This is a genomic window from Bacillus cabrialesii, assembly GCF_004124315.2.
Taxonomy (GTDB): domain Bacteria; phylum Bacillota; class Bacilli; order Bacillales; family Bacillaceae; genus Bacillus; species Bacillus cabrialesii.
The window spans coordinates 1,530,975-1,548,710 of the sequence record NZ_CP096889.1 but is presented as its reverse complement, the minus strand read 5'-3'; the positions used below and the strand labels follow the sequence as shown (position 1 = coordinate 1,548,710).

Genomic DNA, 17,736 nt, shown 5'->3' with positions numbered 1-17,736 from the left:
TATTTTCCCCCTCTCAGCTGTCTGATGTTAAAGGCAAAACAACTTGAAAGACGCTGCCTTTTCCAGCCTCACTTTCGATTTTCAATTCTCCGTCATGTTCCTTCAAAATTCTTAAACAAATAGCAAGCCCTAGTCCGGTGCCCTTTTCTTTTGTTGAATAAAAAGGTTTGCCAATCAGCTTAAGCTTTTCCTGCGGCATGCCGTTTCCTTCATCTTTCACGCTTATCACTGCGTAAGAGGCTGTTTTTGCAGTCGAAATGGTTACGACACCGCCTTTAGGCATTGCCTCAATCCCATTTTTAATGATATTGATAAAGACCTGCTTCAGCTGATTTTCGTCACCGTTAATCATACAGCCGTCTGTCTCTTTGAAATTTTTTTCTATGACGATATTGGACAGAATAGCATTGGTATCTAGCAATGTCGTGACTTGTTTCAAGATCTCATTCAGCTGATGCATCTTAAATGTAACCGCCTGAGGTTTTGCAAGCAACAGCAGCTCGCTTAGCACCAAGTCGATTCTTTTAATCTCTGAAAAGATAATGTCAAAATAGCCTTTTCTGTCCGGATATTGTGTTTTCATAATCTGAAGAAAACCGCTGACAGATGTTAAAGGGTTTCTGACCTCATGTGCAATACCGGCGGCAAGTTCACTTGTGATTGACAGTTTCTGTGATTCTCTCGCCAGCCGTTCATTAATCTCAATGAGCTCGTCTTCAGCCTCTTTCCGCTCAGTAATATCTGACATTGTGCCCAGGCTGCCTGTAAATTGGTCATCACGGCCGTAGTAAAGTTTATAATGAACTTCTCCCCAAAAAATCGTGCCGCTCTTTGTCACATATTTTGCCGTAAACATACCGGAAGACGCCTTGTTTTGGATTTGGGTGTTAATGTGGTCGGCTACGTGCTTTTCTTTTATGAAGTAATCATTATACATCGTTCCCATACACTCACTGATTGAAAAGCCCGTTATTGATGCCCACGCTTGATTTAAATATGTAATTTCCCCTTTTGCATTCGTTTGAAATACGATTTCCTGCAAATTATCCATGATGCGGTTTTTTTCTTCAGAGAGCTGTTTATACTTCCATTCATTATCCTTCATTTTCTTGACCAGCTGCTGTTTCTCATCGATATAATAAGCCAGCATCCAGACACTTATTATCGTGACTGCGGTATACACAATATCAACAGGCCAATTAATCGGGTTTTTGCCTATAATATAAAATAAATAATCCCAAAACAAAATAAAAATCATTGCCAAAATGATGGAAATGATACGAGCTTGATATTTTCTCATATGACCACCTGCCGCTTGTGTTTCTCTCTTTATTGTACCATTCTTCGACAAATAATTGAGTAAAATATGTAAAGTATCCCAAATCATTCATTACCTGATGTTCATGATGCCGCACTTTGGGCGGCGGTAATCAGAAATTGGGCACGCAAAAAAGGCGGAGATTGAACCGCTCCGCCTTTTTCAACATAATATTATTCTTTTAAAGCGGCTTGAATTTCTTCGAGAAGCAGCTGTGCACCCTCAGGGCTTAGCGTAATTTTACCGTTGCCGTAATCTTTATTTTCTGAAGTAATTTCTCCGGTCATTAAACAAACGCCATGGGGTTTGTACTTTTTCAAGATAATTTTATCTCCGTCAACAAAAAACTCAATGCTGTCTTTTATGGCAATATCAAGTGCCCGTCTTAATTCGATCGGCATGACAATACGGCCTAATTCATCTACTTTTCTTACAACACCTATTGATTTCATAAAAACCCTTCTTCCTTTAAATGTTTCTTTTCTCATGTAATGTTTAAGGATGCACCTCAATATATCGTAGACGTACGAAACTTAGAAAAAGTTTCCCGCTTTCTATAAGAATTACAAGATATTTTTTCCATAAAACTGAAAAATGTATTACTTCTGTTACACAGTTCTACGATTTTTTACAAAAACATTTCTTTCCCGACGCACACCCCCAAAAATCGCTTCATTTCTTAGAAACTTTAAATGTAGAATCATATAAAATCAGGATAGAGATTGGGTGAAAACATGTTTCAATCAACTGAAATTGGGATTGACTTAGGAACAGCTAATATACTTGTTTATAGCAAAAATAAAGGGATTATCTTAAATGAACCATCTGTTGTGGCAGTGGATACAACAACAAAGGCAGTCCTTGCAATCGGAGCTGACGCAAAAAACATGATCGGTAAAACACCGGGCAAAATTGTCGCTGTCAGACCGATGAAAGATGGCGTTATCGCAGACTATGATATGACAACTGATCTGCTAAAGCACATTATGAAAAAAGCCGCAAAAAGCATCGGCATGACGTTCAGAAAACCGAACGTAGTCGTATGCACACCGTCAGGCTCAACAGCAGTTGAACGCCGCGCCATCAGTGATGCTGTGAAAAATTGCGGCGCGAAAAACGTCCACTTAATTGAAGAGCCGGTTGCAGCCGCTATCGGTGCGGATTTACCGGTTGATGAGCCGGTTGCCAATGTGGTAGTAGATATCGGCGGAGGGACGACAGAGGTCGCCATCATTTCCTTCGGCGGCGTTGTTTCCTGCCATTCTATCAGAATAGGCGGAGACCAGCTTGATGAGGACATCGTTTCGTTTGTCCGAAAAAAATACAATTTGCTGATCGGCGAGCGCACAGCCGAGCAGGTAAAAATGGAAATTGGCCATGCGCTGATTGAGCATGTTCCAGACGCAATGGAAATTCGGGGACGAGATCTCGTGACAGGCCTTCCAAAAACCATTATGCTTCAATCTAACGAAATTCAAGATGCAATGCGTGAATCTCTCCTTCATATTCTTGAAGCCATCAGAGCCACACTTGAGGACTGCCCGCCTGAATTGAGCGGAGATATTGTTGACCGAGGCGTTATTTTAACAGGAGGCGGCGCGCTCCTTAACGGGATTAAAGAATGGCTATCAGAAGAAATTGTCGTGCCTGTACATGTGGCGCAAAACCCGCTTGAATCTGTGGCAATCGGTACAGGCCGTTCTTTAGAAGTGATTGATAAGCTTCAAAAGGCAGTTAAATAGTCTTTTCCTGCAAAAAATCTCACATAAAGCAAATTTGTTGCTTCTTTTTTCCTCACTCCCTTCATATTGTGGGAAATGGAGAAACGTTAAGGAGGAAACAGATGCTAAGAGATTTAGGAAGAAGAGTAGCGATCGCAGCCATTTTAAGCGGAATTATTCTTGGAGGCATGAGCATTTCTTTAGCAAATATGCCCCATTCGCCTGCAGGCGGCACTGTAAAACTGAATCATCCGTAATATCGAAAAACCCAAGACACGCTGTTTTGGGTTTTTCACGTTAGCCTCCTATCTTTCCTTTATAGGATTATATTTGATATGATGAGAAAAAAGCTTGAGGAGGAATGATTCATGGATTCATTTTCACAGAAAGTAAATACATATGCGCAACTGGCGGTAGAGGTCGGCGTAAACGTCCAAAAAGGCCAGCATGTAGTCGTAAATGCTTCAACAGATGTACGCGATTTTGTCCGCTTAATTGTCAAACATGCATACGAAAAAGGCGCCAAAAATGTCACGGTGAATTGGCAGGATGACGAAGTCGCCAAATTAAAATATGAACTTGCGCCATTTGAAGCATTTGAAGAATACCCTGAATGGGAAGCAAAAGGCAGAGAAGAGCTTGCTAAAAAAGGAGCTGCTTTCATCTCTGTCGTGTCCTCAAATCCAGACTTACTAAAAGGTGCAGATTCCAAACGGATTGCTGCCTTCCAAAAAGCAGCAGGCAAAGCATTACATACATACAGACAATATATTCAATCGGACAAAGTCAGCTGGACTGTCGTAGGTGCGGCATCAGCGGGCTGGGCTCAAAAAGTTTTCCCTGGCAGATCAGAGGAGGAAGCGATTCAGCTTCTGTGGGAAGAAATTTTTAAAGCGACGCGTGTTAACGAAGACAACCCGGTTGAAGCTTGGATCAATCATGATCAAAATCTTCATGAAAAAGTTGACCATTTGAACGAGAAACATTACGCTGCTTTACATTATCAAGCAAAAGGAACTGATTTAACCATTAAGCTGCCGAAGAAACATGTTTGGGCAGGCGCAGGCAGCGTAAATGAGAGCGGCCATGAGTTTATGGCCAATATGCCGACAGAAGAGGTATTCACGCTGCCGCAAAAAGATGGGGTCGATGGGTTCGTATCGAGCACAAAACCGTTAAGCTATGGCGGAAATATTATTGAAAACTTCACCCTCACTTTTGAAAATGGCCGTATAGTCGATATTAAAGCAGAAAAAGGTGAGGACATTTTAAAAGAATTGGTGGAAACAGATGAGGGTTCGCACTATTTAGGTGAAGTGGCACTGGTTCCTTACGATTCGCCTATTTCACAATCAAATATTCTTTTCTATAACACATTGTTTGATGAAAACGCGTCAAATCATTTGGCGATCGGGAGTGCCTATGCCTTTAACATTGAAGGCGGAAAGCAGATGTCTCGTGAGGAGCTTGTCAAAGAAGGCTTAAATGAAAGCATTACACACGTGGATTTTATGATTGGCTCTAAGGATATGAATATCGATGGGATTACGGCAGACGGAAAAAGAGAGCCTATCTTCAGAAACGGAAATTGGGCGTTTTAATAAACAAAAGGAGGCTTTTCGCCTCCTCAGCTTGTAGAGAAAACGATGTTTTTCTCCACAAGCTTTTTTGTTTTATGCTGTTTCTTTAGATTTTCATCAGGTTTCAGATGCAGAAAAAGCGCTCCCACATGCCTAGCCTTGCTTGGCTAGGTATGTGGCAATCTTCTTCATGTTCTGGCATGCGGCTGTGAGAAGAACTTGTTCACTCACATTTCGTTTCCCCCTCAACCTGCAATAGCGAAGCCCGTGCAGCTGTTTTGAATCTGCAAAGCTTCGCTCTATTTTTTCTTTTCTTTTTTTGTAGAGGTTTTTTCCTGAAACAGACAAGCGATTTTGTCTGACCTTTTCTTTATGATCTTCCCATACATGCCGAGTAATCACTTTCTGCCGATTCTTTGATTTTGTACAGTTCCCAAGCAGCCGGCATGAGGAACATATTTCAGGATTTGATTTATATGACCGGTAGCCTTTTCGGTCAGTTGTTGAGTATGTAAGTGTTTGCTGGTTCGGGCAAATGTAACTGTCTTTCTCACTGTCATAATGAAACTTCCATTTTGGAAACAAGCCTCTGGTAGGGTGATATCGTCTATGGGCAATAACGCCAAAAATATGGCGGTCAGCTAATCCTTTACAGATGGGAGTCGTTAAATAACCAGAATCAAGGGCGACGGCTTCTACTTGAAAACCAAATCGTGCGATTTGGTGATCCAATCGGTCAAGATAGGGCACAGAATCATGGACATTTCCGGGTGTGACATAGGCATCGGTGATAATGTTGTATTTCATATCTGTTGTGCGGTGATCTAAATAGAAAAAACCTTCTGGTTTGTTTTCGCGATACAGATAGCCACTTTCCGGATCGGTTGTACTGTGGCGGATCTCTTTTTCAGCTTTCACCTCCTCTTTGGCTGTTAATGGCTTTTTTCCGTGTTCCTCCCGATCCTCTTGTATGGCTTCATTTAAATCCTTGATATAGTTTTGTGTATCCTGCGCTATTGTTTTTCTTGTGTATTTATGCTTGTTGGCATTGGCTTTCAGATGAGTGGAATCAGTGAATAGGACACGTCCGCCCACCATGTCATGATTGATGGCCTGAAGAACGATCTCATCAAAAATGTCTTGGAAGATGGTTGTATCTTTAAAGCGTGTGCGTCTGTTCCAGCTGATGGTCGAGTGGTGCGGAACTGGGTCATTGATATTCAGTCCCAAAAACCATCTGTACGCCATATTGTAGTAAATTTCTTTTTCGAGCTGCCTTTCTGAACGGATACCGTAGAGGTAGCCGATAAACATCATTTTGAATAAAATTAGTGGATCAAGTGAGGGGCGGCCTTTGTTTTCGCTGTAGTAAGGCTTAACCTTTTCAATGATAAAAGAGAAGTCTATGTATTTATCAATTTTTCGAAGCAGATGATCCTCTTCGACCAGTTGGTCAAGCAGAACAAATTCGGCTGTGTTTTGAGAAGAATTTCTTGTGTGGAACATAAGAAAGACACCGTCCTTTTTAGTCTTTCTTTTATTTTATTACAGGAGAATGGATATTTTAAGGAAAAATAAAGGCTGTCGAGATTTTCTCGACAGCCTGAGGAGGCTTTTCGCCTCCTTTTTATTTTTCCGCTTCATACATTTGCAGATTGGCATAAACCGTTTCTAATATAGGTGCTGCAAGAGATAAACGCTTTGCTTTTTCAAGCAAAAAGCCGTGCAGGTGGTCGCCTTCAGTCGTTTGTCCGTTTTCCATATCACGAAGCATAGATGACTTCATATGATAAGACATGCTCGTCATCGTACGAAAGCTCTCTTCCTCTAGATCCGGGTCAGCAGGAACGCCTTCTTTTCGCAAAATATCGCCAATTTCTCCAATAAGAGTTTGGGCCGTGTGACGTCCGCCTTCTGTTTCGAGGATCGGGCCAAGCGGTCGTTGAAATAACGTTGTGATCCCCGCTTGCGTTGCAATAAACAAATACTTTTTCCAAATGTCCTTCTCGATATGGCCGCTGATGATGACTTCCGCCTTCACGCCTGAAAACGCCTCTTCAAGCGCTGTTATTCGTTCCGTACGCCCACCGTTCCATTCTCCGAATACAAAACGATGCGATGCGCTCGTATGATGGATTTCTCCCTTGTTATCTAAGGCACTTTCTATAAAACACAGACCGCCCAGCACCTGTTCTTTTGAAAATACAGTAAACAGCTGCTCATAATGGCGATACCCATTTAAGAAAGGGATAATGACAGATTCCTGATCGATAAACGGTTTGACATCGTCTATCACCTGACCAAGTGAATACGCTTTAGAAGCGATGAGAACGACATCAAACCGCCCTGTTTCTCCGGCAGTGATTAATGCGGGCTGAAATGATACATCCCCCTTTTCACTATGGATGACAAGCCCGGTTTCTTTTAACTGCTCAGCTCTTTTTTGGCGTACGAGAAATGTCACATCATTGCCTTGCTCTGCAAGCCGTCCGCCAATATATCCGCCTACTCCTCCTGCTCCGACAACTAAAAACTTCATTGTTGTGGCCCCCTTTCATATCTATGTATCAAAAAAAGCAGAGGAACATCTCTGCTTTTTTTATTACGCGTATAGTTCAGTCAGTTTTTTCTGCACATCAGCATTTTCAAGGAACTCATCATAGCTCATTTGTTTATCGACGATGCCGTTAGGTGTAATTTCTATAATTCTGTTGGCAATGGTCTGTACAAACTGATGGTCATGGGAAGTAAACAGCATAGCGCCTTTAAAGCTGATTAAGCCGTTATTGAGCGCCGTAATGGATTCTAAGTCTAAATGGTTGGTCGGTTCATCCAAAATTAAAATATTGGCGCCAGAAAGCATCGCTTTCGACAGCATACAGCGAACCTTTTCTCCCCCAGAAAGCACATTAGCTTTTTTATGGACTTCTTCTCCGGAGAACAGCATCCGTCCTAAGAAGCCGCGTAAGAAGCTCTCACTTTGGTCATGAGGAGAATATTGGCGAAGCCAGTCTACAAGATTCAGATCACTGCCTTCGAAATATTCACTGTTGTCTTTTGGAAAAAACGCTTGAGATGTCGTAACGCCCCATTTAAACGTTCCGCTGTCAGCTTCCATTTCCCCGGAAATGATTTTAAACAGCGTAGTAACAGCAAGCTCGTTACGGCCAGTGAAAGCAATTTTATCTTCTCTATTCATAATAAAGCTGACATTGTCGAGCACTTTTACGCCATCGATTGTTTTCGATAAGCCTTCCACCTGAAGAACATCATTTCCGATTTCCCGTTCCGGCGTAAAATTAACGTAAGGATAGCGGCGGGAAGACGGTTTAATATCATCCAGCGTAATTTTTTCGAGAAGTTTTTTTCTGGATGTAGCCTGCTTAGATTTAGACGCATTGGCGCTGAATCTAGCGACAAACTCTTGAAGCTGTTTAATTTGCTCTTCTTTTTTCTTGTTCGCTTCTTGAGAAAGCTTTAACGCCAGCTGGCTTGATTCATACCAGAAATCATAGTTTCCGACATAAATTTGGATTTTGTTAAAATCAAGGTCAGCAATGTGTGTACACACTTTATTTAAGAAGTGACGGTCATGGGATACGACAATAACCGTGTTTTCGAAGTTAATCAAAAACTCTTCCAGCCACTGAATCGCCTGAAGGTCCAAGTGGTTCGTCGGCTCATCGAGCAGCAGTACATCCGGCTTGCCGAATAATGCCTGTGCCAAGAGCACTTTTACTTTCTCTGAACCGCCAAGGTCTTCCATCTTCTTTGTATGAAGATCTTCAGAAATCCCAAGGCCTTTTAAAAGGATCGCAGCTTCACTTTCCGCTTCCCATCCATTCAGCTCCGCAAATTCACCTTCGAGCTCAGCAGCACGAATCCCATCCTCATCTGAGAAATCAGGCTTCATATAAATGGCGTCTTTCTCCTGCATGACTTCATACAGGCGTTTGTGGCCCATAATCACCACTTTCAGCACTTCATACTCTTCGTACTCAAAATGGTTCTGTTTCAAGACAGCAAGACGCTCGCCGGGACTCATATGAACGTCGCCTGTTTGAGGCTCGATTTCGCCTGATAGCACTTTCAGGAACGTTGATTTACCGGCACCATTTGCACCAATTAACCCATAGCAGTTGCCTGGGGTAAATTTAATATTGACATCTTCAAATAACTTGCGATCAGCAAAGCGCAAGCTTACATTATTTACAGCAATCATTTATTATCCTCCATCATGTCTATCATCAATAAAAGTATACCATGAATACAGGGCAAGAGAAATGATTCCCTGATAAAACGGCGAGAAAACACTTATACACTCGAATCGGCCAGCTATGTTACAATTAAAGAGAGAGAATGCATCCGGCTGGAAAATTACACACTCTCATGGAGGAACACGTTGAGGCTTTTAACACTTACTGAATACTGCTTATTGATCTTTTTTACGGGCTTTTACCTTGTAGTAACAGGCTTTACCGCCAAAGATATCGGCTTATATATTGGCATAGCCCTTATTTACATATGTTCGCACATTTTTTCTAAACGGCTTTTAGAAAAGCGCGGAAAAGAGAACAAACAGGTCCACCTTTTCTTCAGTGTGCTGGCCATTATCGGTTCAGTGTTCATCACAGTATTATGCATTGCATTGGTCGCTTCTTTTTCAAATTAAAAAACGCCTGCTGCCCAAAGGCCAGCAAGGCGTTTTTATTTTGTTTGACGCATTTCGTTAAACGGGAAAAAGACAAACTTCGATGTGCCGACAATCCTGTCTTCTGCAATCAGCCCCAGCCCATTTCGGCTGTCCATAGAATTCAAACGGTTATCTCCCATGACAAAATATTTGCCTTTCGGAACCTTAACCGGCCCAAAGTCGCCTGTCAGGCTGACACCAAGCTTTTCTGCTTCCTTTTTGTTGTTAGACAAGTATGGCTCGGCTACTTTTTTTCCGTTTATATAAAGCGTGTCATCCTTCATTTGAACGGTTTCTCCAGGCTTTCCGATCAATCTTTTAACGTAATGGATTTTCGAAGTCTCACCGTTGATAATGACAATATCTCCGCGCTTCAGCTCGCCGATATAGTTGACGGTTTTATTCACAAACAGCCTTTCTCCATCATGTAATGTGGGATACATAGATGACCCTTCTACTAAATAAGGCTCAAATAAAAAGTGACGGATCAGGAGAGCCAGCAGAACCGCGATGACAATCGCTTTTCCCCATTCCAAGTACGTATTGGTTTTTTTCTTCGCCGTTTTTTCAGTTTTCGTGTTTTTTTCCTCGGTCAAAGTGTTTCCTCCTAGACGATTGCTATGTCAGTTGTTTCTCTTCTTTTACTTTATCATAAAAGATAATAAAATACATAACTTAACCGCGCTCCCGCCAGCACAACAAAGAAAAAGCGTCCTTTTGAATCAAGGACGCTTTTTTCTTATTTCTCTGTAACAGGTTTTTTCACGATACCGAGGATAATTGCCATCACAACAGCACCGATCACGATACTTAATAGGTAAAGCAGCGGATGGTTTGTGATGAAGGCTACGAACACTCCTCCGTGAGGTGCCGGAAGCGTTACACGGAAGAATTCTGTTAATCCGCCGGCAACAGCTGCACCAATGACAGCAGCCGGAATGACGCGAAGCGGATCAGCCGCAGCAAACGGGATCGCTCCCTCTGTTACGAAAGCCGCACCCATGAAGTAGCATGTAATACCTGCTTCACGGTCACGCTGACTGAATTTATTTCGGAAAATTGTTGTTGCAAGTGCGATACCAAGCGGAGGAACCATACCGCCGGCCATGATTGCCGCATGAGGCGCATAGTTGCCTGCATCAATCATCGCGATACCGAACGTAAAGGCTGCTTTATTAAGCGGGCCGCCCATATCGATCGCCATCATACCGCCCAAGATAATACCCATTAATACAAGGTTTCCAGTACCAAGGCTTTCAAGCCAGTTTGTTAAGAAATTCATAAATGCTGCTACAGGTGTATTGATAACAAATTGCATTAATACGCCAGTGATAAAAATACCGAACAGCGGGTAAATCAGAACAGGTTTTAATCCATCAAGTGATTGAGGAATAAACGTAAATGCTTTTTTCAGTAAAATCACGACATAACCGGCAAGGAATCCGGCAATTAATCCGCCTAAGAAACCAGCGTTTGCTTGAGTCGCCATAAATCCGCCGACCATACCAGGTGCAAAACCAGGACGGTCTGCAATACTCATTGCGATAAACCCGGCAAGAACTGCCACAATTAATCCTAATGCGTTGTCACCGCCGATGAACTTAAGAGCTGCAGCAAACGTGTTGTAAGTAGGATCATCCGGATTGGAAGAATTAATTCCCCAGAAGAATGAAATCGCAACGAGAATACCGCCGCCGACTACGAATGGAAGCATGTTGCTGACACCGCTCATCAAGTGCTTATAAAACGCGTTTCCGATGCCGCTTCCAGACTTGCCTCTCGCTTCATCTTCATCGTTTGAAGCTGAAGAACCGCCGCTGCCTTGATAAATCGGGGCATCTTGGTTCATCGCTTTTTCGATTAGCTCCTGAGGGCGTCTGATACCCGCTGTAACAGGTACTTGAAGCACGCGCTTGCCTTTAAAGCGCTCCATTTCAACCTGCTTGTCCGCTGCGACAATGATTGCAGGTGCATCTTCGATTTCTTGGGCAGTCAGCTTGTGCTTAATGCCGCTTGAACCATTTGTTTCGACCTTAATGTCCACACCAAGCTCTTTCGCTTTTTCTTTAAGCGCATCCGCAGCCATGAATGTGTGAGCAATACCTGTCGGACATGCAGTAACCGCTAGAATTTTTCCTTTTCCTGCAGGTGCTGGTGCCGCTTCTTCTTCCTCTTCCTCTTCGTCATCATCTTTATCATGCTGATTAATGATGTCGATGATGGCATCTTCTGACTCAGCTTCAAGCAGCTGCTTGCGGATTTCTTCACGCATTAATAGTGTTGAAAGTCTCGACAATGCCTCAAGGTGAGTGTTGTTTGCGCCTTCAGTCGCCGCAATCATGAATACCAAGTGAGCCGGCTGACCGTCTAATGATTCATAATCGACACCGTCTTTTGAACGTCCGAACGCGATCGCCGGGTTGATAACGCTTGCTGTTTTGGCATGCGGAATAGCGATTCCTTCGCCGATACCCGTTGAGCTTTGGCTCTCGCGATTTAAAATGGCTTCTTTATAGGCTTGTCGGTCATTTAACTTTCCAGCCTTATCAAGAACAGTGACCATTTCGTCAATAACATTTTCTTTTTCTTTGCTCTCAATATTAAGCTTTATCGTATGCTTCGTTAAAAGCTCAGTTATTTTCACTTTTGTTTCCTCCTCTATAGACGTGTGACCTTAACTTCAGGAAGAAGCTGCTGGACAAATTCTTCTGTTCCAAGTTCTTCAGAGAACGCGGTGGCGCTGCCTGATGTAACTCCTAAGCGGAATGCTTCTTCAAGCGGCAGCTGTTTGGAAATTCCCGCAAGGAAACCTGCAACGACGGAATCTCCTGCTCCGACTGAGTTTACCAATTTCCCTTTTGGCACGTTAGCAAAATAAACAGCTTCCTTCGCAAACAGCAGCGCTCCGTCTCCAGCCATGGATACGATTACATGTTCAGCGCCTTGTTCTACAAGCTTTTTCCCATAAGGAACAGCTTCTTCAACAGATGAAATTGTTGTGCCGAACATTTCTCCAAGCTCGTGATGGTTTGGTTTCATCAAAAACGGTTTCATTTCAGTCGCTTTCAAAAGCGCCTCGCCTGAGATATCCAGAACAACTCGCGCGTTTTGCTGTTTGCAAGCCTCTGCGATTTTTTCGTAAGTATCGTGAGGCAGTGAAGATGGAATGCTTCCCGCAAGGACGACGATATCTCCCTCTTGCAAAGATTGGAACTGTTCTAAAAAGGCTTGGAAATCTTCATCCGAAATTACCGGTCCCTGCCCGTTAATTTCAGTTTCATCACCAGTTTTCAGTTTTACATTGATCCGGGTATCTTCTTTCACTTCAGAAAAAGCTGTTTCCAGATTTTCTTCCCGCAAAAATGTTTTGATATATTCTCCGGTAAATCCGCCGACGAATCCGAGTGCTTTAGACGGTACATGGTGTCTTTTCAGCAGTCTCGATACGTTGATGCCTTTGCCCCCTGGATACTTTGTATCGTATGAAGAACGGTTCAGGCCTCCTACAGTAAAATCTTCAACGTGAACAATATAATCGACAGATGGATTAAGTGTTACAGTGTAAATCATGGTTTCACTACCTTTACGACAGTTTTTTCTTGGTAATTATCGAATGTTAACTCTTCAGCGTCAGTCGTAATGATTGTTGCGTCGCCTATTCCGGCGAATGCCGAAAATGAAATTTCTCCAAACTTCGAAGGGTCTGCTAAGACGTAAGCGTGTTTTGCCTGTTTGACAGCTTTTTGTTTTAAAAGGGCCTCATCGGGATCCGGCGTTGTGAAGCCAGCCTCTATATGGACACCGTTTACCCCCAGAAAACTCTTGTCGAATCTGTACTGATTCATGGCAATCAGTGAAGCGCCTCCAATAACCGCGCCCGTTCTGTGCTTTACGTATCCTCCAAGCAGATAAAAAGAAATTTCTTTCCTTATTAATGCTTCGATATGCATCACCCCATTTGTGACAACGACAATATCTTTGCTTTTATCCATAAAATCAATCATATGCAAAGTCGTCGTGCCTGCATCAAGGTAAATGCAATCCCCTTCTTCTAAAAGTGAAGCAGCTTTTTCAGCAATCTTCAATTTATCGTGAAGGTTTTTGGATGATTTTTCAAGCATATCGGGTTCAAGTCTGATATCGGAAAGCTTGGCCGCTCCCCCATGAACACGCTTTAAAAAACCGCGTTCTTCAAGTGTCGATAAATCTCTTCTGATTGTTGATTCAGAAGCATTTGTCAGATTTATGAGCTCTTGAATTTTTACCACATCATGCTTTTCTATTTGATCAATAATCAATTGATGCCGTTCAGGAGTTAGCATGCTTCACCTCCTAATGAAAACGTATTCATTTTGAATACAATTTCATTGTAAACGCTTTTTTCAGTTTAGGCAACTAAAATCATTCAAATTCATTCAATAACTATCAAAATCTTTCATGTTTCTCCATATTAACGTATGTCTATAGGGTTTGTAAACTGTAAATTCGACAAAAATAAGGACAATTGTACGACATTTTCTTCTTATTTTAATGAAAAAAGTTTTTTATATTCGTAGTAGAAATCATTACACATAAAAAAACCTCATGCATGTTGCATGAGGCTACTCATAACGCAGTGCTTCAATCGGATCAAGCTTTGCGGCTTTATTTGCAGGAAGCATGCCAAAAATAACACCAATGAGCATACTGAACAGCACGCCCCCGCATACAACCTGCCAGGATATGAGTGACGGCCAGCCTGCAATGGCAGAAACAAGCGAGGCCCCTCCGTATCCGATTCCGATCCCAATCAAACCGCCGATAAGCGTCAATACGACTGATTCGATTAAAAACTGAGTCAGAATCTGTCCCCTCGTGGCACCGAGTGATTTTCTGATTCCGATTTCTCGCGTCCGTTCTGTGACTGATACGAGCATAATATTCATGACACCGATCCCGCCGACTAGAAGAGAGATGCCCGCAATCGAGCCGATAATCGTCGTCATTATCGCCGTTACCTTGCCAATTCCAGCCGCAATCTCTTCCATGTTCATCACTTGATACGAATCCTCTGTACCATGATTATCATTGACCAGCTGTGCCGCTTCTTTTCCAGCTGATTTGATGTCGTCTGCTGATTCGACTTGCAATGATACGTTACTGAAATCACTCGTTCCAAAAGAGGATTTCATCATATTAAATGGTACATACATTTCATTTAAACCAAAAGATAGCAAGCCTGTTTCTTTTTTCAGCACGCCGATAATTTCAACAGGCTGTCCGTTGATCCAGACAACTTCACCGAGAGGGGAGGTTTTATCAAATAGTTCTTCAGCCATCTTTTGAGAAATGACTCCGGCTCTTTTCCCCGCGAGAAAATCATTGTCGGTAAAGGTTCTTCCGCTTTCGATTTCTAAAGAATTGACATTCATGTATCCATCGTTTATTCCATTAATCGTAACATCGGATTCTTCCTCATGATAACGCGCTGTCATACTTTCAGAAGTTGAGGCAACGACTTGTTTGATGCCCTCTATCTCTTTTAAACCCTTAATATCGTTTTCTGTAAAAGTAGATTCCGCTACGGCGTTCGGATTGCTTGCAAGCTCCTCATCACTTGGCATATAGTACAGCTCCACGGTATTTCCCGGGCCGCTGATCGATTGCTTCAGCATTTGCTCGCCGCCCTGTCCTACCGCAACGACGACAATAACAGATCCCACACCAATGATAATGCCGAGCATCGTTAAGATCGAACGCATTTTATGAGCAAGGACAGAGCTTAGAGCCATTCTGATGTTCTCTAACAGGCTCATTCTCCCACACTCCTTTGTCCGGAGCTGGCAGGAACAATGTGTCCGTCACGCACCATGACAATCCGATTCGTGCAATCTGCAACTTCCGGCTCGTGAGTAACAAGAACAATTGTCGTTCCCTCGGCATTTAATGCTGTAAATTGATCCATAATCGCCGCGCTTGTTTTCGTATCCAGCGCACCGGTCGGTTCATCAGCTAAAATCAATTTTGGTTCATTCACGATTGCCCTCGCAATCGCCACCCGCTGCTTCTGCCCGCCCGACAGCTCATTGGGCATGTGGAGCATCCTATCGGCTAACCCGACTTTTTCCAATGCTTTCTCAGCCCGCTCTTGACGTTCCTTTTTGCCTATGCCGGAATAAATCATCGGCAGCTCGACATTTTTTTTGGCATTCAGCCGCGGAAGAAGCTGAAATTGCTGAAATACAAAACCGATGGACCGGTTACGGACTGCGGCCAGTTCTTTATCTTTATATGAAGAAATGTCTTCGCCGTCCAATTTATACGTACCGGAAGTCGGCCGGTCAAGACAGCCGATAATATTCATGATCGTCGATTTCCCTGATCCGGACGGCCCCATAATTGAAACATACTCCCCTTGTTGAATGTCCAGATTAATGGAATGGAGAACATCAAACGTTTCCCTGCCGATCTGATAGCTTTTTCGCACATTAGAAAGCTGAATCATTTATGCTTTCACTTCCGTTCCATCGGTCACCTGATCAGAAGGATTCAAAATGACTTGATCATCTTGAGAAATTCCTTCTTTAATTTCTGTCAGATCATCTGTTACTTCACCGATTTTGACATCAACTCGTTTTGCTTTTCCGTCTTTTACTGTATACACGTAATATTGATCGTCTTCTTTTTTAACCGCCTTTGAAGGAAGCGTATTTGCTTTCCGTTTGTCTGTTTCGATATTCATGATGAATTTAAAACCGGGTTTTCCTTCTGGAAGACTTCCTTTTATTTTTACTTGAAGCGGGTATTGAACCGCTTGTTCTGTACCTTGTGCCGCCGTGCTTTCCTGCTGATCCGGAACAAGTCCGACTGCGGAAACTGTTCCTTTCCATGTTTTATCCTGGATGACATCTGAAGTGAGTGTGACCTTCTGGCCTTTTTTGACTTTCAGTGTATCGTATTCAGATAATTTCCCTGAGACAACAAGGTCTTTCGGGTTTCCGATATGTATGACAGGCTCTTGGATATCTGATTTTTTGGATGCCGCTTCTTGGTTGACAGAAATAACGGTGCCTTCGATTTCGCTTTTCACTTCAAGATCTGACACCCGATTGGCAAGTGACTGCCGCTGAAGCTCGGTTTGTTTTAATTCGATCTCAGCTGTTTTTTCCTGCATTTGAAGCTCCGTCCGTTCAGATTCAATTTGTTTTTCTGCTTCTTTCTTTCCAACCTGTTTCGCCAGTTCTTTTTCTTTATTGTCTAACGCTTTTATCTTTTCTTGAGTTTGTTCAATTTGAAGCTGGTTCGATTCAGCGGTCAACTGGTTCTGTTCTTTTTCCAGACTCAGCTGCTCATTTGTATAGGTAACTAAAGTCGTGCCCTTTTTAACTTTGTCGCCTTCCTTCACTTTAATGTCTTCTAATGTCCCTTTATCCGCTTCATAGAAGACATACTGTTCATTTGAAAATTTAAGTGTGCCGGGAACCATAACCGTTGACGAAATTTCTTTTTCTTCAAGGCTCCCCGTCTGTATCTTCTGGCCGGCTCTGCCGCTTGTCGGAGCGGCAGAGCGGTATATATTAATTCCAATAAAAAGTGCGACTAAAGCGGCGATTCCAATTCCAATCCAGATTTTTTTCATGAGCTTATGCACCCGCCACAGAATTGATTAAACCTGAAAAGAACGAAAAGGCGAGCAAAATGCCGAAAAGGACAATCGCTGAAATCCATCCGGCTTTTTTTGAGATGCCGCCTGTTTTGTGAAGTCCGATTGCCAATAATACAAAGCTCCATACACTGAATATCTCTAAGGTATTTAACACGCTTGCGAGAGCCCCGTCAGACTGGATAATTCCTGCCAGTGACGTCATGCTGTAAAGCGGATTCGCGTCAGTCGTAAAAGCAACGATTCCGTTTATCAATAATCCAAGACTGCTAATCAAAGAGACAAACAGACCGAGAGAAAGCATTTTTTTGTATGTCGTAACCCCTCCTGATATTTTTACACAGAGCCAATAAATAAGAGGGGCAATAAATAATGCTGCGATGCCGCCAAAAATCGCGCCTGCCATTCCTCCAAATTTGGTGATTGTTTCGAAGGTTTCCATTTGTTCAGCTGATAACCCTTGAGTGTCCGTGTTTTTCAAAAGCTCACTATAATCCGTTCCGAGTGATTGCAGCACCGCGCCAACGATGAGAATCACCGCAACAATGAAAAGCGGCCCCCATACCACCGGTCTTTCTCTTATTCTCTCAAATTGAACAGACGGGCTTGTGATCACTCCAAAAAGTGACGGTTTTTCAGTCGCCGTTCCGCTGTTTTTTTCTACATTTGTTTCCATTTCAAAACCTCCTTGAAAAATTTCTAACAGATTATACGGAAGAGGGATCGAAAAGTTTCATGTTTTTTAATAAATTTCCAAAAGCCTTCAATATACAACTGAAGGC

17 protein-coding genes are annotated in these 17,736 nt (G+C 42.7%); 4 read left to right on the top strand and 13 right to left on the bottom strand.

The annotated features are described in order from the left end of the window. Positions 1-13: 13 nt before the first annotated feature. Positions 14-1,300: a two-component sensor histidine kinase KinC gene (gene kinC, locus EFK13_RS08045; RefSeq protein WP_129505838.1), complete on the bottom strand. Its 1,287-nt coding sequence runs from the start codon at positions 1,298-1,300 to the stop codon at positions 14-16. A 191-nt stretch (positions 1,301-1,491) separates the two neighbouring features. Continuing rightward, complete coding sequence (gene abhA, locus EFK13_RS08040) at positions 1,492-1,770, bottom strand: transcriptional regulator AbhA (RefSeq protein WP_014663823.1); 279 nt, start codon at positions 1,768-1,770, stop codon at positions 1,492-1,494. A 282-nt stretch (positions 1,771-2,052) separates the two neighbouring features. Between abhA and mreBH the strand changes: the two genes are divergently transcribed. The 3 genes from mreBH (at position 2,053) to EFK13_RS08025 (ending at position 4,640) form a co-directional block, all read left to right on the top strand. Continuing rightward, entirely contained in the window at positions 2,053-3,060 is a 1,008-nt protein-coding gene (mreBH, locus tag EFK13_RS08035; RefSeq protein ID WP_064813003.1) for a cell shape-determining protein MreBH, read from the top strand. Between the two features lie 101 nt (positions 3,061-3,161). Further along, positions 3,162-3,296, top strand: a complete 135-nt coding sequence (locus EFK13_RS08030) for a protein YkpC (RefSeq protein WP_003238865.1) — start codon at positions 3,162-3,164, stop codon at positions 3,294-3,296. Between the two features lie 111 nt (positions 3,297-3,407). Further along, on the top strand, positions 3,408-4,640 hold the full coding sequence (locus tag EFK13_RS08025) for an aminopeptidase (RefSeq protein ID WP_129505839.1): 1,233 nt from the start codon (positions 3,408-3,410) through the stop codon (positions 4,638-4,640). Positions 4,641-4,772: 132 nt separating this feature from the next. Here the strand turns inward: EFK13_RS08025 and EFK13_RS08020 are convergent, their stop codons facing one another. From EFK13_RS08020 to EFK13_RS08010, 3 genes are all read right to left on the bottom strand, one after another. Beyond that, positions 4,773-6,125 carry an IS1182 family transposase gene (locus tag EFK13_RS08020; RefSeq protein WP_129508246.1) on the bottom strand — a complete coding sequence of 451 codons (1,353 nt, stop codon included), beginning with the start codon at positions 6,123-6,125 and terminating at the stop codon, positions 4,773-4,775. A 121-nt stretch (positions 6,126-6,246) separates the two neighbouring features. Next, the gene (locus EFK13_RS08015) at positions 6,247-7,158 is read right to left on the bottom strand and encodes a ketopantoate reductase family protein (protein ID WP_129505840.1); all 912 of its coding nucleotides are present in this window, start codon (positions 7,156-7,158) and stop codon (positions 6,247-6,249) included. 63 nt (positions 7,159-7,221) lie between these two features. Further along, positions 7,222-8,841, bottom strand: coding sequence for an ABC-F family ATP-binding cassette domain-containing protein (locus EFK13_RS08010; RefSeq protein ID WP_129505841.1), 1,620 nt, complete (start codon positions 8,839-8,841; stop codon positions 7,222-7,224). Positions 8,842-9,021: 180 nt separating this feature from the next. On the opposite strand from EFK13_RS08010, the gene EFK13_RS08005 reads away from it, so the two are divergent. Further along, complete coding sequence (locus EFK13_RS08005; RefSeq protein ID WP_129505842.1) at positions 9,022-9,291, top strand: hypothetical protein; 270 nt, start codon at positions 9,022-9,024, stop codon at positions 9,289-9,291. Between the two features lie 35 nt (positions 9,292-9,326). Here the strand turns inward: EFK13_RS08005 and sipT are convergent, their stop codons facing one another. The 8 genes from sipT to yknW all read right to left on the bottom strand — a co-directional run bounded on the left by sipT (position 9,327) and on the right by yknW (position 17,630). Beyond that, positions 9,327-9,908 (bottom strand): signal peptidase I sipT, encoded by a 582-nt coding sequence (gene sipT / locus EFK13_RS08000; protein ID WP_103746621.1) that lies wholly within the window; start codon positions 9,906-9,908, stop codon positions 9,327-9,329. A 143-nt stretch (positions 9,909-10,051) separates the two neighbouring features. After that, positions 10,052-11,956, bottom strand: coding sequence for a PTS fructose transporter subunit IIABC (locus EFK13_RS07995; RefSeq protein WP_129505843.1), 1,905 nt, complete (start codon positions 11,954-11,956; stop codon positions 10,052-10,054). A 14-nt stretch (positions 11,957-11,970) separates the two neighbouring features. After that, positions 11,971-12,882 carry a 1-phosphofructokinase gene (pfkB, locus tag EFK13_RS07990; protein WP_129505844.1) on the bottom strand — a complete coding sequence of 304 codons (912 nt, stop codon included), beginning with the start codon at positions 12,880-12,882 and terminating at the stop codon, positions 11,971-11,973. Beyond that, on the bottom strand, positions 12,879-13,634 hold the full coding sequence (locus EFK13_RS07985) for a DeoR/GlpR family DNA-binding transcription regulator (protein ID WP_129505845.1): 756 nt from the start codon (positions 13,632-13,634) through the stop codon (positions 12,879-12,881). Before EFK13_RS07985 ends, pfkB begins: the two co-directional genes overlap by 4 nt. Positions 13,635-13,913: 279 nt before the next feature. Beyond that, positions 13,914-15,107 (bottom strand): sporulation-delaying-protein transporter subunit SkiZ, encoded by a 1,194-nt coding sequence (gene skiZ / locus EFK13_RS07980; protein WP_129505846.1) that lies wholly within the window; start codon positions 15,105-15,107, stop codon positions 13,914-13,916. After that, positions 15,104-15,796 (bottom strand): ABC transporter ATP-binding protein YknY, encoded by a 693-nt coding sequence (gene yknY, locus EFK13_RS07975; protein ID WP_129505847.1) that lies wholly within the window; start codon positions 15,794-15,796, stop codon positions 15,104-15,106. Before yknY ends, skiZ begins: the two co-directional genes overlap by 4 nt. Next, positions 15,797-16,930 carry an efflux RND transporter periplasmic adaptor subunit gene (locus EFK13_RS07970; RefSeq protein WP_129505848.1) on the bottom strand — a complete coding sequence of 378 codons (1,134 nt, stop codon included), beginning with the start codon at positions 16,928-16,930 and terminating at the stop codon, positions 15,797-15,799. It abuts the gene before it with no gap. 4 nt (positions 16,931-16,934) lie between these two features. After that, complete coding sequence (gene yknW / locus EFK13_RS07965) at positions 16,935-17,630, bottom strand: YknW family membrane protein (RefSeq protein ID WP_129505849.1); 696 nt, start codon at positions 17,628-17,630, stop codon at positions 16,935-16,937. Positions 17,631-17,736 lie beyond the last annotated feature (106 nt).